Genomic DNA, 21,980 nt, shown 5'->3' on the forward strand with positions numbered 1-21,980 from the left:
TGGAGCCCCATGCCTCACAAAACCACGCCCTCCGCCGCTCGCCGATCCACGATCGCCCGTCTTGCGGAGCCGCCGCAGATCAGTGGCCTTTCCCCGCAAGCTGCCCGGTTTGTCTACTCGCTGCGGCTGATTGCCCTGCATGACCGTGCGTGGCGTGACCCCGTGCCGGAACTGGCGGTGAGGCTCGGGAGCGTTGAGGTGGCCGCGCGGGCGCTCGCGCTGTCTCAGGCGATCTCTTCCTGCTGGCCCGAAGCGGTGCATGTCTCGCGCTTTTGCTGCCAGTTGCTATCGCACGACGAGATGACGATCGGCTCGCTGATCGATTGCGCGGTGCGGTGCGATCGCCCGGGCTTCGAAGGAGCGATCGCAGGGCTTGTCAGGCCGGACCGGGTGCACCGTATGTGGGAGGCGGTGCTTGGCCTTGTTGCGGCCGAGGCGAACGCCGCGCCGTCATCCTAGAACTTGCCGCAGGGCGCTGCGCTGTCTACCGGACACCGCATGACGACCACCCGTTTCGCACCGTCGCCCACGGGCCGATTGCATGTCGGCAATATCCGCACCGCGCTCCACAACTGGATGCTTACCCGCAAGGCTGGCGGCGACTTCATCCTGCGCATCGACGATACCGACGCGGCGCGATCGAAAGAGGAATATGTCGAGGCGATCCGCACCGATCTGGCGTGGCTAGGCCTGGAGGCGGATCGCGAAGAGCGCCAGTCGGAGCGGCTCGGCAAATACGAAACCGCGTTCGAAGCCCTGCGCGAGGCCGGGCGCATCTACCCGGCCTATGAAACGCAGCAGGAGCTTGAGCTCAAGCGCAAGGTCCTGCTCGGCCGGGGCCTTCCGCCGATCTACGACCGCGGAGCGCTGGAACTCACCGAGGCGGCGCGCGCCGCGAAGGAAGCGGAGGGCATCGCCCCGCACTGGCGCTTCAAGCTCGATCACGATGAACCTATCGTCTGGGAAGATGGCGTGCGCGGCGCGGTGAAGTTCGATGCGAAACTGGTCTCCGATCCGGTCATCCGCCGCGCGGACGGATCGTGGCTTTACATGCTGCCGAGCACTGTCGACGATATCGACATGGGCGTGACGCAGGTGCTGCGCGGCGAGGATCATGTTTCGAACACCGCGGTGCAGATTCAGATGTTCACCGCCATGGATGCAGCGGTGCCCGCCTTCGCCCACGAGGCGCTGCTGGTCGGCAAAGAAGGAAAATTGTCCAAACGGTTGGGCTCGCTTGGCTGCGACAGCTTCCGCGAGCGCGGTATCGAACCCGAAGCCATTATTGCCGTGCTCGCGCGGCTCGGCACGTCGCTGCCGGTGGAGCCGATCGGTGATCGCGCGGCGCTGCTCGAAACGTTCGATCTATCGACATTCGGCCGCGCACCCGCCAAGTTCGACGATGCCGATCTTGAGCGGATCAACACCGCGCTGGTTCACGCGATGCCTTATCATGCGGTCAAGGAGCGCCTGCCTGACGGCATGGACGAAGCGGGCTGGCACGCGGTCCAGCCGAATATCCTGACCGTTGGCGAAGCGGCGGAATGGTGGCGCCTTGTCACCGGTCCGATCGAAAAAGTTCAATTCTCCGAGGAAGATCGGGCTTATCTTGGCGAGGCAGCGAGCGCCCTCCAATGGACCGATGATCCGTGGGCTACGCTGACATCCTCGCTCAAGGAAAGCACCGGGCGAAAAGGCAAGACCCTGTTCCTGCCGCTGCGCCTGGCGCTCACAGGCATGAACCACGGGCCCGACATGGGCGAGCTGCTGCCGCTCATCGGCGAGGGCGAGGCGCGGGCGAGATTGGAACGAGCCGCCGCCGCTTAGCGTTGTAAGCGTGTGATCGATCGACAAGCACGCACATCACGAACCTCTGAGGGTGCAGCTCGATGAAGCTGCGCGGTCTCGTGCCCGATTTCAGCTGGGCCCGCGATTACGAGATGCGCGCGGGGCTTGCCGATTGGATTGCGGGCACCATCCTCGCAATTTTGCTTATTCCCCAAGTGATGGCCTACGCACAGCTCGCCGGACTTCCGCCCGAGACCGGACTCTACGCCGCTCTGCTGCCTCCGGTGCTCTATCTCCTTTTCGGAACGAGCCCTTTCGTTTCGGTCGGGCCGGTTGCGCTGATCTCGCTTGTCATCGCCGAGGCCGCATCGGGATCGGGTGCCGAGCCGCAGGTTGCAGCCGCCATTATCGCGATCCAGTCCGGTACGATCCTGGCCGTGCTGGGGGCGTTTGGTCTGGGGCGTCTCGTGAATTTCGTAAGCGAGCCAGTGCTCCTGGGCTTCACGGCAGCGGTCGCCATCCTGATCGTTTCGAGCCAGGTGCCGACGCTGGTCGGGACCGACCCCGAACGGGCTGGAAACCTCCCTGCAGCAATCAGCGAATTCATGAAGGTCCTGCCCGATTGGCAGCCGGTGACTGCTGCTATCGGCATCGGCGCGGCCGTACTTTTGTTCGCGCTGGACCGCTACGCTGCGCCGGCTGCCTGGAAAGTCGGCATCAGGCCGCCGTGGCGTCAGGCGATTGCAAAATCCTTGCCCCTGATGGTCATTGCAGGTGCCGCTCTGATTGCCGGGAATTTTGGCGATACCGTCGCGCGGGTGGAAGCGCCCTCAGGCGGTCTCCCTTCGGTGGCTCTTCCACCTCTCGACCCCGCGCTGTGGCTCCAATTGCTGCCGAGCGGATTGGCGGTAGCCGTCGTTACCTTTGTCACCGCAGCGGCCGTCGCCAAGTCGCTCGCGGGGAGCGATCGCAGTGCACTCGACACCAGCCGGGAGGCGCTGGCGCTCGGCCTCGGCAATGTGGGTGCGGCGATGTCGGGAGGCTATGCGGTGGGAGCCAGCCTCAGCCGCTCGGCCCTGGCCGAGGATAGTGGGGCACAATCGCCGCTCGCTTCGGTTGTCGCCGCACTGCTTGTTCTCGCGGCGATTTTCTTCCTGGCACCCTTGCTCGGATACCTCCCGAAAACCGCGCTCGCTGCGCTGGTGATCAGCGCTGTCTTCGGCCTCGTCAAACTACGCGAGATGCGGGACGTCTGGCGGCATGACCGATACGAAGGCGCGATCATCGCCATAGCTTTTGCGGCGACGCTCGCGCTTGGTGTGGAACTCGGCCTACTAGTCGGCGCGCTGGCGGCCGCGGCGCATCACCTGTGGTTCTCTTCGCTGCCGCGCGTGACCCGGGTAGGGACGAATGATGACGGCGAATCCTTTCGCTCTGTCCAGCGCGATTCAATCGAGCTGAGCGAGGATCCCGCATTGGTCGTCCGCATCGACCGATCGATCTTCTTTGCCAACGCGGCCTTTATCGAGGACGAAGTGTTCGCGCGGATCGGCCAGCATGAGGGTATCGAGTGCCTCGTCCTCGATATGCGCGCTATCAATACGGTCGATGCAAGCGGTGTGGCGATGCTGAAACGACTGGTGCAGCGCCTCCATGAAAAGGGCATCGACGTCCGCTTCGCTGCCGCCCATCAGCCGGTCGCTGACAGCCTCGGTTCCCTCAATTCGCAGCATTGCAGTTTTCATCGTACCGTGAACGAGGCGCTCGATGCCTATGGGGTGGATTACCGGAACGACATCGCCCCGACCTGAGGTTCAGCCTTCGTGTTTCTCCAGCTCATCGCCGTTCAGCGTGACGATATGGAGCAGATTGGTCGATCCCGGTGTCCCGAACGGCACCCCGGCGAGGACGATCTGCTTAGATCCTGCCTCACCGAAACCGTGGCGCAGCGCCATCCGCTTGCCCTTGGCAATCATCTCTTCGAAGCTGCCGATATCCTTGGTTGCAACCGCATGGGTTCCCCATAGCAATTGCACGCGGCGGGCGGTGCGCATGGAAGGGGTGAGTACCAGGACCGGCGTATCGGGGCGTTCGCGGGCGACGCGCCGGGCAGTCGATCCGCTTGCGGTAAAAACCGTAATCGCGCTGATCGAAACGGTATCGGCAATCGTCATGCAGCTATGCGCAAGGGCATCGGACGTCGTCGCATCGGGCGGTGTCTCAAGGAAACGGACGCGCTCGATATAGTCCTCATCGCGTTCCACTTCGTGCGCGATGGAGTGCATCATCGCGACCGATTCCTGCGGCCAGTCGCCCGCGGCGCTTTCGGCAGACAGCATCACCGCATCGGCGCCGTCATACACCGCATTGGCGACATCGGACACTTCGGCGCGGGTCGGGGTCGGGCTTTCGATCATCGATTCGAGCATCTGCGTCGCCACGATCACCGGTTTGCCCGCATGGCGCGCCGCGTTGACGATCTTCTTTTGCAGCGGCGGGACTTCGTGCGGCTCCAGCTCGACGCCCAGATCTCCGCGCGCAACCATGATGCCGTCGGACATGTCGATGATTTCGCCGAGCCGGTTGACCGCTTGGGGTTTCTCGATCTTGGCGCACAGTGCGACCGCTTTGCCGCCATGCGAGGCCACGAGCTTGCGCGCTTCGGCCATGTCGTCTGGTCGCTGGACAAACGATAACGCGATCCAGTCGGCCCCGTGCTGCACGGCGAAGGCGAGATCGCTGCGGTCTTTTTCGGTCAGGGCAGGGATGGGGACCTCGGCGTCGGGCACGTTCACGCCTTTGCGGTCTGAAATCACCCCGCCGACTTCCGCCGTGCAGAATATCCGCTCATCGTCGGCTTCTTTGACCTTGAGCCGGATTTTGCCGTCATTGATCAGCAGCCGCTGCCCGCGCTTCATGATGCCGAAGAGTTCCGGATGGGGCAGGCACACCCGGTTCTCGTCGCCTGGCGTCTCATCGCGGTCGAGCGTGAAATGGGCCGAATGCTTGATGACCGCCTGTCCGTCCTTGAACGTGCCCACGCGCAATTTCGGACCTTGCAGGTCAGCAAGGATGGCTATCGGGCGGCGAAACTCCTTTTCGAGCGCGCGGATCGCCGTGATCGCTTCGGCATGATCCTTTTGTGAGCCGTGGCTCATGTTCACGCGAAACGCATCCGCTCCAGCCTTGAACAGGCGGCGCAGCATTTCGGGCGAGCGGCTTGCCGGGCCGATCGTCGCCAAAATCTTGACCTTGCGGCCGCGCGGGTCGATCCTCGATTGATCGCGTTTTGCCATAGCTTTGAAAAATCCTTGTGCGAGGGACAGCTATGGCACGGAAGTTTTTCAACTCAAGGAATAGTCTCATGGTTACAGGCCCCGCAGATACGAATTCGCCCGAGCCGCTCGATGCGCTTGACGATGCTGTGGCCGCCGCGGCGTTTCGCCGCCTCGTCCGGCACCTGCGCAACCGTCACGATGCCCAGAACATCGAACTGATGGGGCTCGCCGGCTTTTGCCGCAATTGCCTCGCCGACTGGATCCGCGATGCCGGATACGAAGGCGACAAGGCAGCTGCGCGCGAGCTGATCCACGGAATGCCGATGGAACAATGGAAAGCGGAAAAGCAAATCCCGACTACCGACGCTCAAATTGCGGCGATGGAAGCCAGCCTGAGGAAGAACAAGCCGGACCTGCGCTGACTTTTCCAGCGCAAAAGCCTCGTCTTGTGGAAAGCGGACTTTTGCCGGCGCACGCTCCTGCCTATTCAGAGCGCCGACCGATTCTCATATCACTGGAGTTACCGATACATGGCTGAAGCCACCGACGACCGCCTGCGCCTGCTGATCGAGCGCATCGAACGCCTCGAAGAAGAAAAGAAAGGCATCGCCGACGATATTCGCGATGTCTACGCCGAGGCGAAGGCCGTAGGTTACGATGCCAAGATCATGCGCCAGATTGTCCGCTTGCGTAAGATGAAGCCGGACGATCGCAGCGAACAGGAAATGATCCTCGACACGTACAAGGCGGCGCTCGGCATGGGCTGAGGCGCCGATGCGCACCCTTGAATTTCCGCCGACGTGTCTTACCTTATTAACACACTGAAAGAGGGAGATATTCATTGGCAAGAGAATGGAAAGACGCGCGCGGTGTAATCGTGACCACCACGCCCACCATCGAGGGGCAGCCGATCCAGGAGTACTGCGGCATCGTCGTTGGCGAGGTGATCGTCGGCGCGAACCTGTTCCGCGATCTGTTCGCCAACATTCGCGACATCGTCGGCGGGCGTTCGGGCAGTTATGAGCGCATTCTCTCCGATGCGCGCAACCAGGCAATCGAGGAATTGCAGGCCGAGGCGGCCAGCCGCGGGGGGAACGCCGTTGTCGGGATCGATCTCGATTACGAGGTGATCGGCGACACCGGTTCGATGCTGATGGTCTCTGCGAGCGGGACCGCGGTCAGGGTCTGAAATAGTCGAGATCCGGCGGCTCGGAGTTGCCGACGCCGGCCTGCTGCCCGAAGTTAACCGCCTGTACGGAGAGGCATTCGCCGAAGTCGACGAATACGCCGCGGACCCGCCGACCGAAGCGCGCGCCAACGAGCTGCTCGGCAATGACGATGCGATTTTGCTCGTCGCTTTCGACGGCAAGCGGCCCGTCGGCGCGCTCACAGCCTATGTCCTGCCGAAATTCGAGCAGAACCGCTCCGAGCTGTTCATCTATGATCTTGCTGTGGCCGAGAATTTTCGGCGGCAGGGTATTGCAACGCAGCTGATCCGCGCAGCAGGTCGGTTGGCGCGGGAGCGCGGCGTCTGGATAATGTTCATCCAGGCCGAAGCCGGAGACGAACCGCCGCTTGCGCTCTACAGAAAACTGTCGGTGTCAGAAGAGGTCGCGCACCATTTCGATATTGAACCTTAGACCGCGCTGCCCCCCCTCAGCCGTCATCGCGAGCGCGGCTACACCGATGGCGAAACCGTTATGCGCCGCGTGCAGCACAATCGCCCAGATGAGGCCGTAGTGCACCCTAAGATAGGCCGCCATCGAACCGAGCACGAATTGCGGAAGCACCAGAGGCAGCAGGATCGCCAGCGCGCCCTCCGTATAATTGAACAGGTGAACGAGCGCGAAGCTGAGCGTGCTCAGCCAGAACAACACGGGAAACAGCTTGCGAAACCAGCGCATCGGCGGGCGGCGGCGCAGCGCGAACAGGCTTGCCGCGGCGAGCACCAGGCCGACCAGCATCGAAATGCCGACCGCGAGCTGCGCTTCCTCGCCGGTGTTGGACGCCCCCATCATCGCCGCGACCAACCCGCTTGCGATCAGCACCGCGAAGGCCAGCAAATAGCCCGGTCTGCCCGAAAGCCAGCTTCTAAAAACCAGCTCCTCCATGATCGGCGCGACGACAACGACCAGCGCGACCGTGGTCAGGTTCATCTCAAGCGTGCTGTTGAGATTGTCCGGAAGTTCGAACCCGATCGCCACGATCAGCATGAGGACGCTGATGAACGCGGTCATGATGAGCAGATCGAGCCCCAATATCCGCGCGGTTACCTTTAGCGGCTGAGCCCCTGCTCCCACCACTTCCGGCAACACCGGTCGTTGGAGAAAGGCCAGATATCTGCTCCATTCGGCGCGCGCCGTCGGCGCAGGCAGCATCGCGCGCGCATCGCGTCCGTCGCCAAAGACGTTCTCGATTTCGGAGGGTGTTACGGGGCTTGTGGTCGTATCGCTCATCGGGCTAATGCGATGGCTCTATTTATTCGCTTAAGACAAGCAAAAAGAGTTCTCATGGCAGGCCATTCCAAATTCAAGAACATCATGCACCGCAAGGGTGCGCAGGACAAGAAACGCTCCAACCTGTTTTCCAAGCTCAGCCGCGAAATCACGGTGGCGGCAAAGATGGGCACCCCGGATCCTGACATGAACCCGCGCCTGCGGCTGGCCGTGAACACGGCGAAGGCCCAGTCCATGCCCAAGGACAACATCCAGCGCGCCATCGACAAGGCAAGCGCGGGCGATGATGAGAATTACGAAGAGGTCCGCTACGAAGGGTATGGCCCCGGCGGCAGCGCGATCATCGTCGAGGCGCTGACCGACAATCGCAACCGCACCGCCACAGCCGTGCGCACCGCCTTCAGCAAGAATGGCGGCAATCTCGGCACCGAAGGATCGGTTGCACATGGCTTCGAACGGCTCGGTTATATCGAATATCCCGCCGATGCAGGCAGCGAGGACAAGGTTCTCGAGGCGGCGATGGAAGCCGGCGCCGAAGACATCGCCTCGAGCGATGATGGGCACGAGATCTGGACCGCTGCGGAGGATCTGCACGAGGTCGCATCCTCGCTCGAAAAGGCTCTCGGCGAAGCGAAGGAAGTAAAGCTTGCCTGGAAGCCGAACATCACGGTCGACATGGATGAGAAAGCCGCAGGCACCCTGCTCAAGCTGATCGACGCGCTCGATGATGATGACGATGTACAGACTGTCTGGGGCAATTACGAAATCAGCGACGACGTGATGGAGAAGCTCGACGCCTGAGGAAGCGGAGCGTGAGCTGGAAGGAGTGGGCTTTTGCGATAGCGCTCGGCGCTGCCTTCCTGCTCGCCGCAGCATGGCGGCTCGGGCTGCGGATCGGGCTCTAGGCCGATGATCGTCCTCGGTCTCGACCCTTCGCTCAGTTGCACCGGTTGGGGCGTGGTCCGCGCCGAGGGATCACGGATTGCGCATATCGCGAACGGTCAGGTGAAGACCGATGCGAAGGCTCCCATGGCGCAGCGCCTCGATCAGCTGCACCGCGCGGTGCGGCAGGTCATCGCCGATTACCGCCCCGACCGTGCCGCGTGCGAAGAGGTCTTCGTGAACAAGAACCCGCAATCGACGCTCAAGCTGGCACAGGCGCGCGGATGTGTGCTGGCCGCGTGCGGGGCGGACGGGCTTCCGGTTCAGGAACTGGCGGCGCGGCTCGTGAAAAAAGCCGTCGTCGGGACAGGCGGCGCGGACAAGACGCAGGTCCAGGCGATGCTCAAAGTGCTGCTTCCGGGGGCCAGCATAGCCGGGGCCGATGCGGGCGATGCGCTGGCGGTTGCGATTGCGGCCGCGCACCTGAAAGCCGCCTGATCGACTGAAACTTGCAAAAATGTTAACCTAAAGCGTGGTCGCAACAACGATTCGGGAGGAATCCGATGAAGAAAGTTGCACTTCCTGCAATACTTGGCGGAGCATTGCTCGCCAGCAGCGCAGCCCACGCACAAAGCTTTACCTACGAGGTGGTCTGGCAACCGGTCGAACAGATCGGCGGCATAGCCGGCCCTGACGGTACGCAATATCAAGGAGGGGTTGTCGAGGGGACGTACACGGCGACCTATGACGACGGCACAGTGAACAATGGAACCGTCAAATGCGTCGGCACCGATCAACCCGATGGCGGCATCTTCGCCATTCACCTCGCCTGCACGACCAGAGAGGAAAGCGGCGTTGGCGCCATTGCCTATGGTTGCAATTTCATCGGTGAGCGAGGGCCGGAAACGCCGCTTGGCTGCGTTGGCGCGCTACAAGGCAAGGAAGGCGATATGGCCGGTCGCAATGGCAGCGTGACGATGGAATGGTATTCCGACAGCGGGGCGCGCGGCACAGGATCGTGGTACGCGCAATAACTCTGCCGTAAGCTTTTCGAGAGGCCGCCGAGAGACAATCGGCGGCCTTTTTCCTAGGCTCGAAGAAACGCGGTCTTGCAGGCGCGCGCACCCGGCGGCTAGGTGCTCATCATCCCGGCAACGACAATGAGCGGCAACAACTCAATGGCAATCGACATATACGGCATCCCCAATTGCGACACTGTGAAGAAGGCGCGCAAATGGCTGGATGCGAACGGCGTTGATTACACCTTCCACGACTACAAGAAGGAAGGCGCCGATCCGGCCAAGGTCGAGGCGTGGATTGCCGAGCACGGCGTCGATGTTGTGCTGAATAAGCGCGGCACGACCTACCGCAAGCTCTCCGATGCCGAGAAGGAAGATGCCGCGGACAGCCGAAAAGCTGTAGCGCTGCTCGTTCAGCACCCCTCCATGATCAAGCGGCCAGTGGCGGTTCATGCTGGCGGAACGCTGGTCGGTTTCAAGGAAGACGAATGGTCCGCAACCTTTTGCTGAAAAGCGTCTCGGGAGCGCTGGCGCTCGGGTTCGCGATTTCCCTCGCTGCGCCTGCCTTTGCGCAGAGCGATCCGCTCATCATCGCCCATCGCGGTGCTAGCGGAGACCGGCCCGAACATACGCTCGCCGCATATGAACTCGCGATCGACCAGGGAGCCGACTACATCGAGCCCGATCTGGTCGTGACCAAGGATCTGGAGCTGGTCTCGCGCCATGAAAATGAATTGTCCGGGACGACCGACGTCGCCAGCCGCGAGGAATTCGAGAATCGCCGCCGCGACAAGACGATCGATGGGCAGCGCGTGGCGGGCTGGTTCGCGGAGGATTTCACTCTTGCTGAACTGCGCACCCTTCGCGCGAAAGAGCGTGTGCCGAGCGCACGGCCCGGCAACATCCGTTACAACGGTCTCTATCAGGTCCCGACGCTGGCCGAGATCGTCCAGCTGCTGCGCGCGAAAGAAGCTGAAACGGGCAAAAGCATCGGGCTCTATCCGGAGCTGAAGCACCCGACATTCCTGCTGGAGGATGCGGGCATCGACATGGTCGACCTGCTGCTGCGCGAATTGCGCGACCTCGATATCGGGCCCGAGGATCCGATCTTCATTCAAAGCTTCGAAGTCGGCACGCTGCAGCGCCTCAACCAGCGCAGCGATTACAAGCTGGTCCAGCTGATCCACCCGGAGGGCGGCCCGGTCGATGAGCCCGACATGCGGTATGCCGAGATGGTCACGCCAAGCGGCCTTGCGGAGATCGCGGCCTATGCCGACGGGATCGGTCCTTGGCTCGGCTATGTGCTCGATTCCGCGACGATGGCACCGACGAACCTGGTCGCCGAGGCGCGGGCGCTCGGACTGCAGGTCCATCCATGGACGCTGCGGAAAGAGAATGGTTTCCTACCCGCGCCGCTGCAAAACTCTGGCGGGCCTGCCGCCGATGGTGCCTATCGCCAGCTATGGTCGGCAGCGATTGCGAGTGGAGCGGATGGATTCTTCACTGACAACGTGAAGGAATTTATCGAAGTGGCGCAAGCAAAGGACGCGGCGGGGGACTAATCCTTGTGCCGCGCGCTCAAGATGTAGTTGAGCGCCTCGCTATCGGACAGGTGCAGACCCTTGCCGATGGAATAGGCGATGCCGCGGCGGTCGATCACCTCAAGCCCGACCTCGCCCAATAGCTCCTCGAATTCTTCCGGAGTGATGAAGTCGCTCCAGTGGTGGGTGCCCTTGGGCATATAGCCGACCGCCTCTGCGGCGCCGACCAGCAGCAGGCGCGATTGGACCGTGCGGTTGGGCGTCGACATGACCAGCAGCCCGCCCGGTGCGAGCCGCGCGGCCACATCGGCAAGAAATGCGCGCTTGTCTGCGACATGTTCGATGACCTCGACGCTCGTCACCAGATCGAACGTGCCGATATCGAGTCCCGCAACCTCTCCAGCCATGTAGCGGATATCGAGCCCTCCTGCCTCGGCATGGGTGGCGGCGACCGACACGTTTTCGGCGGATGCATCGACCCCCGTCACTTCCGCCCCTAGCCGCGCCAGCGGTTCGCATACGAGGCCCGCGCCGCAGCCGATATCGAGCGCGGTCTTACCGGTGAGCGGTTTGACCGACCGGGGATCGCCATCCCAATGCGCATCGATCGCGTCGCGGATAAACTCCATCCGCACCGGATTGACCTGATGGAGCGATGCCATTTTGCCCTGCGGGTTCCACCAATCGCGCGCAAGATCGGAGAAGAACGCGGCCTCCTCTGGACGGATGGTTACATTTGATACGTTTGCGTTTCCCATTGAGGCTCCTTAACAGCGCGCGAACGCACTAACCAGCGGGGCTTACGCACTTTGGCAACGAGCAAACAACGCCCACGGCAACGGATCGTGATGAAATTCGGCGGCACATCGATGGCCGGGACTGAACGGATTCGCCGCGTCGCCAATATCGTGCGCGCGCAGGCAGCTGCCAAGGACGGGGAACGCAATGAGGTGGCCGTCGTCGTGAGCGCCATGGCTGGCGAGACCGATCGGCTGGTGAACTTCTGCCGGGAGGCGAATGCGCTTTACGATCCGGCCGAATATGATGTCGTCGTATCGAGCGGAGAGCAGGTGACGAGCGGGCTGTTGGCGCTGACGCTGCAATCATTGGGCTGCAAGGCGCGCAGCTGGCTCGGCTGGCAAATTCCGGTGAAGACGGTCGAAGCCCACGCCAAGGCGCGGATCGAGAGCATCGACGCGCCCGACATGATTGCGAGCATGGAAGCGGGCGAGATCGCGGTGGTGCCGGGGTTTCAGGGCCTTTCGCACGAGGGCCGCGTGGCGACGCTCGGGCGTGGGGGCTCCGATACATCGGCGGTTGCCGTCGCCGCGGCGGTCGGCGCGGATCGCTGCGATATCTACACGGACGTCGACGGGGTCTACACGACCGATCCGCGGATTGTTGCCAAGGCGCGCAAGCTGAAGGCGGTGACCTACGAGGAAATGCTGGAACTGGCGAGCGTCGGGGCGAAGGTGCTCCAGACCCGCTCGGTCGGGCTCGCGATGAAGGAGGGCGTGCGACTGCAGGTCCTCTCCAGCTTCGTTGGCGACGATGCGATATCGGCAGACGAACTGCCGGGCACGATGATTGTGTCCGATGAGGAAATGGACGAATTGGTGGAGAAGGGCCTGATGGAACGCCGGCATGTGACGGGCATCGCCCACGACAAGAACGAAGCGAAGATCATCCTCACCCGCGTACCGGACAAGCCCGGGGCGGTGGCGCATATATTCGAACCGCTTGCCGATGCCAGCATCAATGTCGACATGATCATTCAGAACGTCGGCCGCGACAAGGGCGAAACCGACGTGACTTTTACCGTGCCGCAAGCCGACCTTGCGCGCGCGCAGGCCATGCTGGAGGACAAGCGCGACATCATCGGGTTCAACCGCATCATCACTGACAGCCAGATCGCCAAGATCAGCGTGGTCGGCGTGGGCATGAAAAGCCATGCAGGCGTTGCCAGCACCATGTTCCGTTCGCTTTCGGATCGGGGCATCAACATTCAGGCGATCTCCACATCCGAGATCAAGGTGAGCGTCATGATCGACGAGGACGAGACCGAATTGGCGGTTCGTGTGCTTCATACAGCCTACGGTCTCGACGCAGAGGATTAACGCCACTCGGCTTGCAGTGTCGGGCGGGCATTTGGCCGCTGTTAACCATACTCGGTAACTCGCGTTTAACGGTGCTAACCGGACTTATTGCTCTCCACACGGGAGTCGCAATACATGGTCCTCAGAGCTCACCTTGATCCATCACCCGGCGTCGTCGACGACCGCCGCGAAGCGCGCCGCACTATGCAGCTCGCAACCCTTGGCGCGCTGCCCGGCGGCATCACCGCTAACGTCACTGTTCACAACCTGTCCGCATCGGGTTTGCTCCTGGAAACCGAGCTACCGTTAGCGCAGGGCGAGGTGATCGCGGTTGAATTGCCCGAGGCCGGGCCGACCGATGCGAGCGTCGTGTGGCAGAGCGGGCAGCTCTTCGGGTGCGAATTCAAGACGTCGATCAGCGACAGCGCGCTTGCCGCTGCGCAAACACAGGACATGCTCGGACGCTCAGGCGCCGGGAGCGACGAGGCAGGGAGTGCGACCCGCACCGCTTCGGGCTTTACCGAGCCTTTCGGCGTCAGGCTGAACCGCTTGCGCCGCGAACGCGGCCTCACGCTCGCGCAGGTCGCCGACGCACTTGAAGTCAGCAAGCCGACCGTATGGGCTTGGGAGAAAGGCAAGGCCCGCCCGCTTCCCGAAAGGATCGATGCAATTGCAGCGGCGCTGGGCGTTTCCGTCGAAGAACTGGGCGACACGATGCCGACAAGTGAAGGAAACGCAATAGCTCAGGAATGCCGACTACGTATTGCCACTGCTTTTGGAACTGACCCCCATAGCATACGTATCATGATCGAGATCTAGGACGAGTTTATGTCACTGTGACTTATTCGGCACGCCCTAATTCTCTGACTTATGGTAAACAAATTCCAGCGTTGATTCGTTTTTTAGTCTTGTAAGTTCACGAAACTAACAAATCACTTCATCGTTTATGGAATAACTGGGGAATTTTTATTCTATAACGATGAGTTGTTAGTTTACGGATCATCTTGACTGACAAGCGAGGAGACAGGGGTTCGTCGCTAACGCCGGGGGCATTCGGCATGAAAATGGGTTTGAGTGATTTGGAAGGCCGTGCGCTGCACGGTCTGATCGAAGAGGCATCGGGCGACATCGTCGTCAGGCTCGATGCCCAAGGCTTCATGGTCCACGCATCGGATAACATCTCCGATCTTGGCTACGACATTTCCGGCATGCTCGTCATGCCGCACGTCTCGGATCTGGCCGAGGGCGAACACGGCGATGCCGTTAGTGCCTTCGTGGAGAAAACGATGAACGGCGACAGCGAAAGCGAGTGGTGCGAATTCCCGGTGATTGCGAACGCCCCGGATGCAGTTTTCAATCCTGCGGATTATCGGCGCTGGTACGCGCTCAGCCTGCGCCCTGTTAGAGACGAAAGCGGCGTTGCCCAGGGCGCACTCGGTCTCCTGCGGTCCGTCCAGCACAAACGCGTGCTCGAAGGGGAATTGCACAGCCGCGCGGTTACCGATCCGCTGACCGGTCTCGCCAATCGCCAGGCATTCTGCGCGAGCCTTCGGCGGCATCTTGCAGCGGGCGGCGGCCAGCATATCGCGGTGCTCGCGGTCGATTCAATGCGCGCCATGTTCATGCAATATGGCCAGCGCACTGCCGACGAGATCATGTGGGGCTTTGCCAAATTCCTCGAAACCATGGCGCTGCCCGGACACGAAATCGCACAGCTCGACAACGAGCGGTTTGCGGTGATCCTGCCGAACATGTCGATCAGCGCGGTGCGCGAATGGGCGGGCGATGTGCTCAAGACATTCTCGGCGCTCGCGCTTCCATCTTCGCCGCGCGGACCGCAGCTTTCGGCGAGCGCGGGAGTGGCGACTGTCGAATGCACTGTAGACTGGACGCTGCGACAGGCGGAATTGTCGCTGGTGATGGCGCGGGCAGGCGGCGGCATGCAGGTCGGAAACTGCGGTTATGACATGGCGGGCGTAAACGCCTTGTATGGCGCAAGCACTGTTGGAGTTGCTGCCTCCGCGCGTTAGGCCTTGGCCTATGGCGCATATCGCAACGATTCTCCTCCTCGGCTCCGGTGAACTGGGCCGCGAATTTGTCATTTCGGCCAAGCGGCTGGGCGCGCGCGTGATTGCCTGCGACGCCTATGATGATGCGCCGGCGATGCAGCTCGCCGATGAGCGCGAGGTGTTCTCCATGCTCGATGGCGATGCGCTCCGCTCAGCGGTCGCCAGACACCGCCCCGATTTCATCGTTCCCGAGATCGAAGCCATCAGGACAGAGGTTCTGGCCGAACTGGAACAGGAAGGCTCCAACGTCGTACCTTCGGCGCAGGCAGCGCAGCTGACCATGAACCGCGACGCGATACGCGATCTGGCGGCCGATGAACTGGGCATCGTAACCTCACGCTATCGCTACGCCGAGACGCTCGATGAGGTCCGTGCAGGAGCGGAATTTACCGGCCTCCCTTGCGTGATAAAGCCGGTCATGTCGTCTTCGGGCAAGGGCCAGAGCAAGGTTGAAACCGAAGCGGAGCTGGCATCCGCATGGGATTACGCGGTCGCCAATATGCGCGGGGACCGGGCGCGGGTGATTGTCGAGGAATTCATCGACTTCGATTACGAGATCACGCTGCTGACCGTGCGGCATCGTGGCGGCATCACCTTCTGTCCGCCGATCGGTCACCGGCAGGAGCGCGGCGATTATCAGGAAAGCTGGCAGCCCGCCGTGATGTCTGCCGAAACGCTCGCAAAAGCGCAGGACATGGCCGCGAGCGTGGTCGAGGCGCTGCGCGGGAATGGCCGCGGCTGGGGTCTTTATGGAGTGGAGTTCTTCGTGCGTTCGGGCGAAGGCCGCGAGGAGGTGATCTTCTCCGAGCTGTCGCCCCGCCCACACGACACAGGCATGGTTACCCTGATCTCGCAGGATCTCAGCGAGTTTGATCTGCATGCGCGGGCGATATTGGGCCTGCCCGTCCCGGATCAGATCGCGACCTGCCCTGCGGCCTCAGCCGTGATACTGGCGGACCGGGATAGCGATAGTTTCGCGTTCCAAGGTCTTACCGAAGCGCTATCGGTGGAAGGCGATGTCGATATTCGCCTGTTCGGCAAACCGTCGACCCGACCGTTTCGCCGGATGGGCGTCGCCTTGGCCAGCGCAGACAACACCGACGAGGCGCGCGACCTCGCCGGTGAAGCGGCCGGAGCTATACGGATCCGATACTACGATTAAGCTCCGGCTCGAAATGCGCCGGATTAGCCAGCTGTGTTCGACGGACGCTCTGCGCCGACAGCGACGCGGCGTTCATCCTGTGCACGGGCGATGGCGACGGTTCGCTGTTCCATGAAGCTCGCTTTGGTGACGGTGACGCAATTCTGGTGTGCGTTGACTGCGCGAAGCGTGAGGCTCGAGGGGCGGATGCCGCAAATCTTGTCGACTGCCGAGTTCAGCTCGGCGTCGAGTGCGCGCTGACCTTCTGCAGTTGCGAGGTCGAATTGAACGACGTTTACCTCAATACTGGTTTCTGCTGCAGCAGGTACTGCATTAAGAGCGGCGATACCAATTGCGACAGCAGCGAATACTTTACGATTGAACATGATAATTTCCTTTTTCGAATTCATACGGGGTTTGTTTAAACTGGGCCAAGCGGGCATTACAGGGGAGGGGTAAGGGTATGCCCGCTCGACACTGGCCAGTTCGCGGCGTTAATTGGATTGGTTACAGGCCTTGACTTCAAGAAATCAGATTTTGAGCTGCGATAGCGAATTTGCGCCGCGGATGGCGAGGAAAGCACCATGAATGCGGTAACCAATAATTGACCGAACATCTGGTAGAAATTCGGAATGGATGTCTCAGACGCTCTCCCACACATATTCGGCGGTTTGCCCGAGGCCATTTTCGGCATCGCGGCGATTGCGATGCTTGGGTTGGCGACCGTGCTGGCGCATCGCAATGTCCGGCTGGCCTACGGAGAAACAGCTAGCGGGCGCATCATCGGTTACCGCGTCATCCGAGACGATGAAGCGAACGATAGTTACGGAGCGATTTTCCGTTTCACCCCGCGCGGTGGCGGAAACGAAATCGAGGTCCAGTCGCAGAACGAGTTTCGTAGCGCTCCCGGACGACTCGGCGAAGCTGTGACAGTTCGTTATGACCCTGCCAAACCCATGCGAGCCGAAATCGCTTCGCCATGGCGGCAATGGGCCGCAGTGGCGGCGATCCTCGTGCTCGCCGCCGGGACGCTCACGGTCGGTTGGCAGATTGCCGGCTACCGCTAAAGCGGTGAACGGCGTCACCGCCGCGCCACTTGCTCCGTATCGCTCGCGCCTTCGAGCGCCTTGTCTTCGTTTGCGCGGTGGATCACGTAGGCGCGGAGCGCTTCGATCTCTTCCGTGCTGAGCGAATCCGAGAACGACGCCATGCCGTTCGCGCTCAGTGCGCCCTCATGCACGATCGAGGCCCATGTCCCGCGATTGCCGAGCGCGCCCGAGCGCCTGAGATCGGGCAGGTAGGTCGCGCCCACGGCGGCGGGGCCGTGGCACACCGCGCAATAGCGCGCATAGTCGGTGCCGCCTGCGGCAATCGTCTCGGCGCTGGCACGGCTCACTGGCGGATCGAGCGGCATGGCTGCGAGCTCCGGCATTGCGGGGAGCGCTGCTTCTCCGCCCAGCTTGAAGACCAGCAAGCGGCTGATATTGCGCACGGCGCCATCCTTGTTGATCAGGCCGCCATCGGTAGAGGTCGAGAAGGCGCCGCCCCATCCTGCCAGAACCGCAACATATTGCTCTCCGTCCACTTTATATGTGATCGGAGGCGCGACGATTCCTGTTTGCGCGCCGAAGCTCCACAATTCCTCGCCGCTTGCAGCATTATACGCCTTGAACGTGCTCGACTGGTTGCCTTGGAACACCAGATCGCCACCGGTGGCGAGCAAGCCGCCGTTCCAAGGACCCGAGTGGTCCACACTCCAGCGGGCCTCCTGCGCGATGGGATCCCACGCGACCAGCATTCCCTTGATCGTTCCTTCGACCTGACGGCGAATGCCGAGATCGGGCGGAAGATCGTTCGCGGCCATATCCATGCCGATATTGAATCCGCGCGCGGTGTCCGGCTTCCAATTGGCCTGCGGCGAGTAGATCCACCCCGCTTCGAAAGCCGGGATATAGACGAGGTTTTCGCCAGGATGGTAAGCCATCGGATGCCAGTTGTGCCCGCCGAGCGGGCCGGGCAGCACCAGCGCGGGCTCCCCGGTCTTGTCGATGCGCGTTTCGGGATTCTCGATCGGCCTTCCGCTCTCATCGATACCGGTCGCCCAGTTTAGCCCAGTATAGGGTTCTCCGCTGATGAACTCTCCCGTTGCCCGGTCGATGACGTAGAAGAAGCCGTTCTTTGGCGCCTGCATCAGCACCTGCCGCTCTTCGCCATCGATTTCCATGTCGGCGAGAACGATGTGCTGAGTGGCGGTGTAATCCCACGTCTCGCCGGGGGTTGTCTGGTAGTGCCAGACATACTCGCCGGTATCGGGCCGGATCGCGACGATGCTGGACAAGTAGAGATTATCCCCATCGCCCGTCCCGTCTTCACCCGGCGAGCGATAGGCCCGGTTCCACGGGGAGCCGTTGCCCACGCCGATATAGAGCATATCGAGATCGGGATCGTAGGCCATCGAATCCCACACGGTGCCGCCCCCGCCAATCGCGTCTGATCCTGCCAACACTTCTGTGTTCCAGGTTTCGGCTGCGACCTGCAGGTATTCGGGCGATTGGTCGTCTTCCGTTCCTTCGGGCACGGTGTAGAACCGCCAAAGTTCTTCGCCACTCTCCGCATCGTAGGCGGCGACATAGCCGCGAACGCCGAACTCCGCGCCGCCATTGCCGATGATGACCTTGCCATCGATCACACGCGGAGCTCCGGTGACTGTATAGCTCTGCGACTGGTCGACGGTGACCGTTTCCCACTGCACTTCGCCGGTATCGCGGTCGAGCGCCACCAGCCGCCCGTCGAGCGTGCCGAGAAACAGGCTGTCGCCCCACGCGGCGAGCCCGCGATTGACCGTATCGCAGCACGCCTTGACCGCGGTTTCGCCGGGCACTTGCGGATCGAAATCCCACAAGGCCTCGCCTGTTGCCGCATCGAATGCCTTCACCTTGCTCCACGCGGTTGTGAGGTAAAGCTTGCCGTCGATGACCAGCGGCGTCGCTTCCTGCCCGCGTGCTGTGTCCATGTCGGCGAACCATGCGAGCCCGAGAGAGCCGACATTTTCGGCGTTGATCTGATCGAGAGGGGAATAGCGCTGCTCCGAATAGGTCCGGCCATGCGTCATCCAGTTCGCGTCGTCGGCTTCCGCGCCGACCAGCATCGCTCCCGTGATGCCATCATCGCCCATCACATCGGTCAACGCATCGCACGATGCGAGCGACAGTGCGCCCCACGCGGTTACGGCGAGCGCCCAGTTCTTGATTGTCATGCGAGTCCCTCTCCCTCTTGCGCGGCATGTTGCCGCGGGCGGGAACGCTTGTCCATATCCGAGCGTCCTCCTAGGTGAAACGGAGATGGGTGATCTGCCACAAGGAGCGGTGCGAAATGTGCGATGAGGCGAAGCTGAAAAACTGGGCGAAAAGCGCAATCAGCCGGAGGCAGTTTGGCGCGCTGACAGGGGCCGCCGCCGTTGTGGCTTGCGCTCCGGAAGCGGTGACAAGCGAAGGTGAGGAATCTGCGGGCGGCGCCGGGCTGAGTGTCTTCAGCAATGCTGTTTCCTTCGCGACCGAAGACGGGACGATGGATGGCTTTCTTGTCTACCCAGAGCAGGGCGAGCAGTATCCCGGGGTCATTCTGTGGCCCGACATTGCCGGCATCCGCCAGTCCAAAATGGAGATTGCTACACGCCTCGCGAGCGAGGGCTATTCCGTCCTGGTCGTCAATCCCTACTACCGTGATGTCGCGGGTGAGCAGTTCGCCGATTTTGCGAGTTTCATCGAGGCCGATGGCTTCCAGAAGGTGCGGCCATGGCGTGAGAAGCTTAACGCAGAGGCGATCATGCGTGATGCCGCGTCGATCACTGCGTGGATGGATGACCAGCAACAGGTCGATACGTCGCGCGGGATCGGCACGCAGGGATATTGCATGGGCGGGCCGTTCACGATCTGGAGCGCGGCGGCTGTGCCGGAGCGGATCAAGGCGGCGGCCAGTTTCCATGGCGGCGGACTGGTGCGCGAAGACGACCCCATGAGCCCGCACAATGTGCTCGATCAGACCGAGGCGAATTTCCTGATAGCGATCGCGCAGGACGATCACGCCGAAGCGCCGGACGACAAGATCCTTTTCGCAAAGGCCGCTGGACGTGCGGCGCGCCCTGCCAATATCGATGTCTATGCAGGGGATCACGGCTGGACCGTGCCGGACAGCCCCGCTTACGACGAAGCGGCGGCAGAGAAAGCGTATGCCAACCTGCTGACGCTGTATTCAGAGAGCTTGTAGGCACTCCCTCGCGGGAACGCTCCCCGTCTCGCCCGCATCTTACGTTTTCCTACCTTGTAGCGCCTCGGTAAAGTGCCGAGTTGGTCGCCGCATTTTGTGCGCGGCCCGCAGAAACGGACAAGGCGTCTATAAGGTGCTACGAAGGCACAGACCGAAAGCTGACACTGGCAGGCAGGCCGAATGGAGGTTTTTCCCTTTAATTCAGAAGGTTGCGCGCAAATGGCATTTTTCGGAAGCGCCCGTTTGCGCGGTCCATGTCTCGGGCCGCTTCGCGCAATCAGACCTCTGCGCCCGCTCCTGTACCGGGGGCGTCAACGCCGCGCGCCTCACGCTCCTTGTTGCGCTCGTTGCTCCGGCCAAAGCGGCCGAATTTGCGATAGCGGGTCATCCATTTGTCGAGGAACAGGCCGAGCGGGCGCGGTTCGATGCCGAGATCGGCGAAGGTGCGATGCTCGCCGGATACGACGCTTTCCGCCTTCAGCAGTGTCCACTGATCCTTGCTCATCGGCGTGCCGGGCAGGCTTGCGAAGAGGCCGGAAATGCCATCGGGCATCGCGATGAAGCGCCGCTTGCGCCCCTGCGCCGCGGCGATCCGTTCGTTGATCTCCATCATTGTAAGCCGCTCTGGCCCGCCAAGCTCGTAAATGTGTCCGCCGTGTGTCGCCGGGTCTTCAAGCGCGACCGCAATGGCCTCGGCCACATCATCGGCGAACACCAGCTGCATCCGCGCATCGGGGCCGAAGACAGGCAGGACGGGCATCATCTCGATCATGCCGCCGAACATGTTGAGGAAATCGTCGTCCTTCCCGAACACGATCGAGGGCCGCATGATCGAGGCGCTTGGGAAGGCTTCGAGCACGTTCGCCTCGCCCTTCGCCTTACCGCGCGCATAAGCGGTGCTGGAGTCCGCGTCCGCTCCGATCGCGCTGACATGGACCATGGCCGCCGCGCCCGCTTCGCTTGCGAGCCGCGCAATGGTGCCGGGCGCTTCGCCCATGAGCTTGTCGAGATTGCCGCTGAACGCGCCGACGAGGTTCACGACGTAATCCGCGCCGTGGAGGGCGGCTTTGACGCTCTCCTCCTTGGTGATGTCGCAGCGGGCGAACTGAAGCTGGCCCAAATCGGCAAGCGGCTGCAGCGAAAAGCCCCGTTCGGGATTGCGGCTGGCGATGCGAAGGCGCGCGCCCCGCTCAAGCAGGCTCTGCGCGACGTAATTGCCGATATAGCCGCTGCCCCCGAAGACGGTGACGAGCTTCTCGGAAAGCGGAGATGGTCTGGACATGATCGAAAGATCCCGCGTGGTCGTGAATCGAAAACTGGGCTGCCAATGCGTCAATGCGTGCCCCGGGGCAAGCGTTCCGAGGGGCGGCGCACACAAATCGTTGACAGTAAGCCGTCCCGCTCGCTATTGACGCGCCCCTACCAGCAAGCGGTCATACCGGAC

Annotated in this window: 24 protein-coding genes; 18 read left to right on the forward strand and 6 right to left on the reverse strand. The window is 62.1% G+C overall.

The window, feature by feature from the left end:
• The first annotated feature begins 9 nt into the window (after window positions 1-9).
• The 3 genes from IB285_RS14535 to IB285_RS14545 all read left to right on the forward strand — a co-directional run bounded on the left by IB285_RS14535 (window position 10) and on the right by IB285_RS14545 (window position 3,599).
• Window positions 10-459: a DNA-directed RNA polymerase subunit beta' gene (locus IB285_RS14535; protein WP_190788834.1), complete on the forward strand. Its 450-nt coding sequence runs from the start codon at window positions 10-12 to the stop codon at window positions 457-459.
• A gap of 39 nt (window positions 460-498) precedes the next feature.
• Window positions 499-1,827 (forward strand): glutamate--tRNA ligase, encoded by a 1,329-nt coding sequence (gene gltX, locus IB285_RS14540; protein ID WP_190788835.1) that lies wholly within the window; start codon window positions 499-501, stop codon window positions 1,825-1,827.
• Between the two features lie 62 nt (window positions 1,828-1,889).
• Window positions 1,890-3,599: a SulP family inorganic anion transporter gene (locus IB285_RS14545; RefSeq protein ID WP_190788836.1), complete on the forward strand. Its 1,710-nt coding sequence runs from the start codon at window positions 1,890-1,892 to the stop codon at window positions 3,597-3,599.
• A gap of 3 nt (window positions 3,600-3,602) precedes the next feature.
• Here IB285_RS14545 and pyk read toward each other — a convergent pair whose 3' ends face one another.
• A complete protein-coding gene (pyk, locus tag IB285_RS14550; RefSeq protein WP_190788837.1) occupies window positions 3,603-5,084 on the reverse strand; it encodes a pyruvate kinase in 1,482 nt (493 codons plus the stop codon).
• A gap of 68 nt (window positions 5,085-5,152) precedes the next feature.
• Here pyk and IB285_RS14555 point away from each other — a divergent pair, with 68 nt between their 5' ends.
• From IB285_RS14555 to IB285_RS14570, 4 genes are all read left to right on the forward strand, one after another.
• The gene (locus tag IB285_RS14555) at window positions 5,153-5,488 is read left to right on the forward strand and encodes a DUF1244 domain-containing protein (RefSeq protein ID WP_190788838.1); all 336 of its coding nucleotides are present in this window, start codon (window positions 5,153-5,155) and stop codon (window positions 5,486-5,488) included.
• Between the two features lie 108 nt (window positions 5,489-5,596).
• Window positions 5,597-5,833, forward strand: coding sequence for a DUF2312 domain-containing protein (locus tag IB285_RS14560; protein WP_190788839.1), 237 nt, complete (start codon window positions 5,597-5,599; stop codon window positions 5,831-5,833).
• A gap of 74 nt (window positions 5,834-5,907) precedes the next feature.
• Window positions 5,908-6,255, forward strand: coding sequence for a heavy metal-binding domain-containing protein (locus IB285_RS14565; RefSeq protein WP_190788840.1), 348 nt, complete (start codon window positions 5,908-5,910; stop codon window positions 6,253-6,255).
• A 61-nt stretch (window positions 6,256-6,316) separates the two neighbouring features.
• Entirely contained in the window at window positions 6,317-6,706 is a 390-nt protein-coding gene (locus IB285_RS14570) for a GNAT family N-acetyltransferase (RefSeq protein ID WP_407925624.1), read from the forward strand.
• Here the strand turns inward: IB285_RS14570 and IB285_RS14575 are convergent.
• Window positions 6,668-7,522: a CPBP family glutamic-type intramembrane protease gene (locus IB285_RS14575; RefSeq protein ID WP_190788841.1), complete on the reverse strand. Its 855-nt coding sequence runs from the start codon at window positions 7,520-7,522 to the stop codon at window positions 6,668-6,670. The genes IB285_RS14570 and IB285_RS14575 overlap by 39 nt on opposite strands.
• A gap of 54 nt (window positions 7,523-7,576) precedes the next feature.
• On the opposite strand from IB285_RS14575, the gene IB285_RS14580 reads away from it, so the two are divergent.
• The 5 genes from IB285_RS14580 (at window position 7,577) to IB285_RS14600 (ending at window position 10,985) form a co-directional block, all read left to right on the forward strand.
• The gene (locus IB285_RS14580) at window positions 7,577-8,323 is read left to right on the forward strand and encodes a YebC/PmpR family DNA-binding transcriptional regulator (protein ID WP_190788842.1); all 747 of its coding nucleotides are present in this window, start codon (window positions 7,577-7,579) and stop codon (window positions 8,321-8,323) included.
• A 108-nt stretch (window positions 8,324-8,431) separates the two neighbouring features.
• Window positions 8,432-8,902: a crossover junction endodeoxyribonuclease RuvC gene (ruvC, locus tag IB285_RS14585; protein ID WP_190788843.1), complete on the forward strand. Its 471-nt coding sequence runs from the start codon at window positions 8,432-8,434 to the stop codon at window positions 8,900-8,902.
• Between the two features lie 65 nt (window positions 8,903-8,967).
• Window positions 8,968-9,438, forward strand: a complete 471-nt coding sequence (locus IB285_RS14590; protein ID WP_190788844.1) for a hypothetical protein — start codon at window positions 8,968-8,970, stop codon at window positions 9,436-9,438.
• A 144-nt stretch (window positions 9,439-9,582) separates the two neighbouring features.
• Entirely contained in the window at window positions 9,583-9,933 is a 351-nt protein-coding gene (locus IB285_RS14595; RefSeq protein ID WP_190788845.1) for an ArsC family reductase, read from the forward strand.
• Complete coding sequence (locus IB285_RS14600) at window positions 9,912-10,985, forward strand: glycerophosphodiester phosphodiesterase family protein (RefSeq protein WP_190788846.1); 1,074 nt, start codon at window positions 9,912-9,914, stop codon at window positions 10,983-10,985. Before IB285_RS14595 ends, IB285_RS14600 begins: the two co-directional genes overlap by 22 nt.
• Here the strand turns inward: IB285_RS14600 and ubiG are convergent.
• A complete protein-coding gene (gene ubiG / locus IB285_RS14605; protein ID WP_190788847.1) occupies window positions 10,982-11,722 on the reverse strand; it encodes a bifunctional 2-polyprenyl-6-hydroxyphenol methylase/3-demethylubiquinol 3-O-methyltransferase UbiG in 741 nt (246 codons plus the stop codon). The genes IB285_RS14600 and ubiG overlap by 4 nt on opposite strands.
• Before the next feature lie 90 nt (window positions 11,723-11,812).
• On the opposite strand from ubiG, the gene IB285_RS14610 reads away from it, so the two are divergent.
• The 4 genes from IB285_RS14610 to purT all read left to right on the forward strand — a co-directional run bounded on the left by IB285_RS14610 (window position 11,813) and on the right by purT (window position 16,291).
• Window positions 11,813-13,081: an aspartate kinase gene (locus IB285_RS14610; RefSeq protein ID WP_190789156.1), complete on the forward strand. Its 1,269-nt coding sequence runs from the start codon at window positions 11,813-11,815 to the stop codon at window positions 13,079-13,081.
• Window positions 13,082-13,195: 114 nt separating this feature from the next.
• Entirely contained in the window at window positions 13,196-13,879 is a 684-nt protein-coding gene (locus IB285_RS14615; RefSeq protein WP_190788848.1) for a helix-turn-helix domain-containing protein, read from the forward strand.
• A gap of 239 nt (window positions 13,880-14,118) precedes the next feature.
• Window positions 14,119-15,090, forward strand: coding sequence for a sensor domain-containing diguanylate cyclase (locus IB285_RS14620; RefSeq protein WP_190788849.1), 972 nt, complete (start codon window positions 14,119-14,121; stop codon window positions 15,088-15,090).
• A gap of 10 nt (window positions 15,091-15,100) precedes the next feature.
• Window positions 15,101-16,291, forward strand: a complete 1,191-nt coding sequence (purT, locus tag IB285_RS14625; protein WP_190788850.1) for a formate-dependent phosphoribosylglycinamide formyltransferase — start codon at window positions 15,101-15,103, stop codon at window positions 16,289-16,291.
• 23 nt (window positions 16,292-16,314) lie between these two features.
• On the opposite strand, the gene IB285_RS14630 is transcribed toward purT, so the two are convergent.
• Window positions 16,315-16,656, reverse strand: a complete 342-nt coding sequence (locus IB285_RS14630) for a UrcA family protein (protein WP_190788851.1) — start codon at window positions 16,654-16,656, stop codon at window positions 16,315-16,317.
• A 246-nt stretch (window positions 16,657-16,902) separates the two neighbouring features.
• On the opposite strand from IB285_RS14630, the gene IB285_RS14635 reads away from it, so the two are divergent.
• Window positions 16,903-17,337, forward strand: coding sequence for a DUF3592 domain-containing protein (locus IB285_RS14635; RefSeq protein ID WP_190788852.1), 435 nt, complete (start codon window positions 16,903-16,905; stop codon window positions 17,335-17,337).
• 14 nt (window positions 17,338-17,351) lie between these two features.
• Here IB285_RS14635 and IB285_RS14640 read toward each other — a convergent pair whose 3' ends face one another.
• The gene (locus IB285_RS14640; protein WP_190788853.1) at window positions 17,352-19,526 is read right to left on the reverse strand and encodes a PQQ-dependent dehydrogenase, methanol/ethanol family; all 2,175 of its coding nucleotides are present in this window, start codon (window positions 19,524-19,526) and stop codon (window positions 17,352-17,354) included.
• A gap of 116 nt (window positions 19,527-19,642) precedes the next feature.
• Here IB285_RS14640 and IB285_RS14645 point away from each other — a divergent pair, with 116 nt between their 5' ends.
• Window positions 19,643-20,536 carry a dienelactone hydrolase family protein gene (locus IB285_RS14645; RefSeq protein WP_190788854.1) on the forward strand — a complete coding sequence of 298 codons (894 nt, stop codon included), beginning with the start codon at window positions 19,643-19,645 and terminating at the stop codon, window positions 20,534-20,536.
• 277 nt (window positions 20,537-20,813) lie between these two features.
• On the opposite strand, the gene IB285_RS14650 is transcribed toward IB285_RS14645, so the two are convergent.
• Window positions 20,814-21,818: a complex I NDUFA9 subunit family protein gene (locus tag IB285_RS14650; RefSeq protein WP_190788855.1), complete on the reverse strand. Its 1,005-nt coding sequence runs from the start codon at window positions 21,816-21,818 to the stop codon at window positions 20,814-20,816.
• Window positions 21,819-21,980: the final 162 nt, after the last annotated feature.

Origin of the sequence: Erythrobacter rubeus (assembly GCF_014705715.1) — a bacterium.
Lineage (GTDB): Bacteria > Pseudomonadota > Alphaproteobacteria > Sphingomonadales > Sphingomonadaceae > Erythrobacter > Erythrobacter rubeus.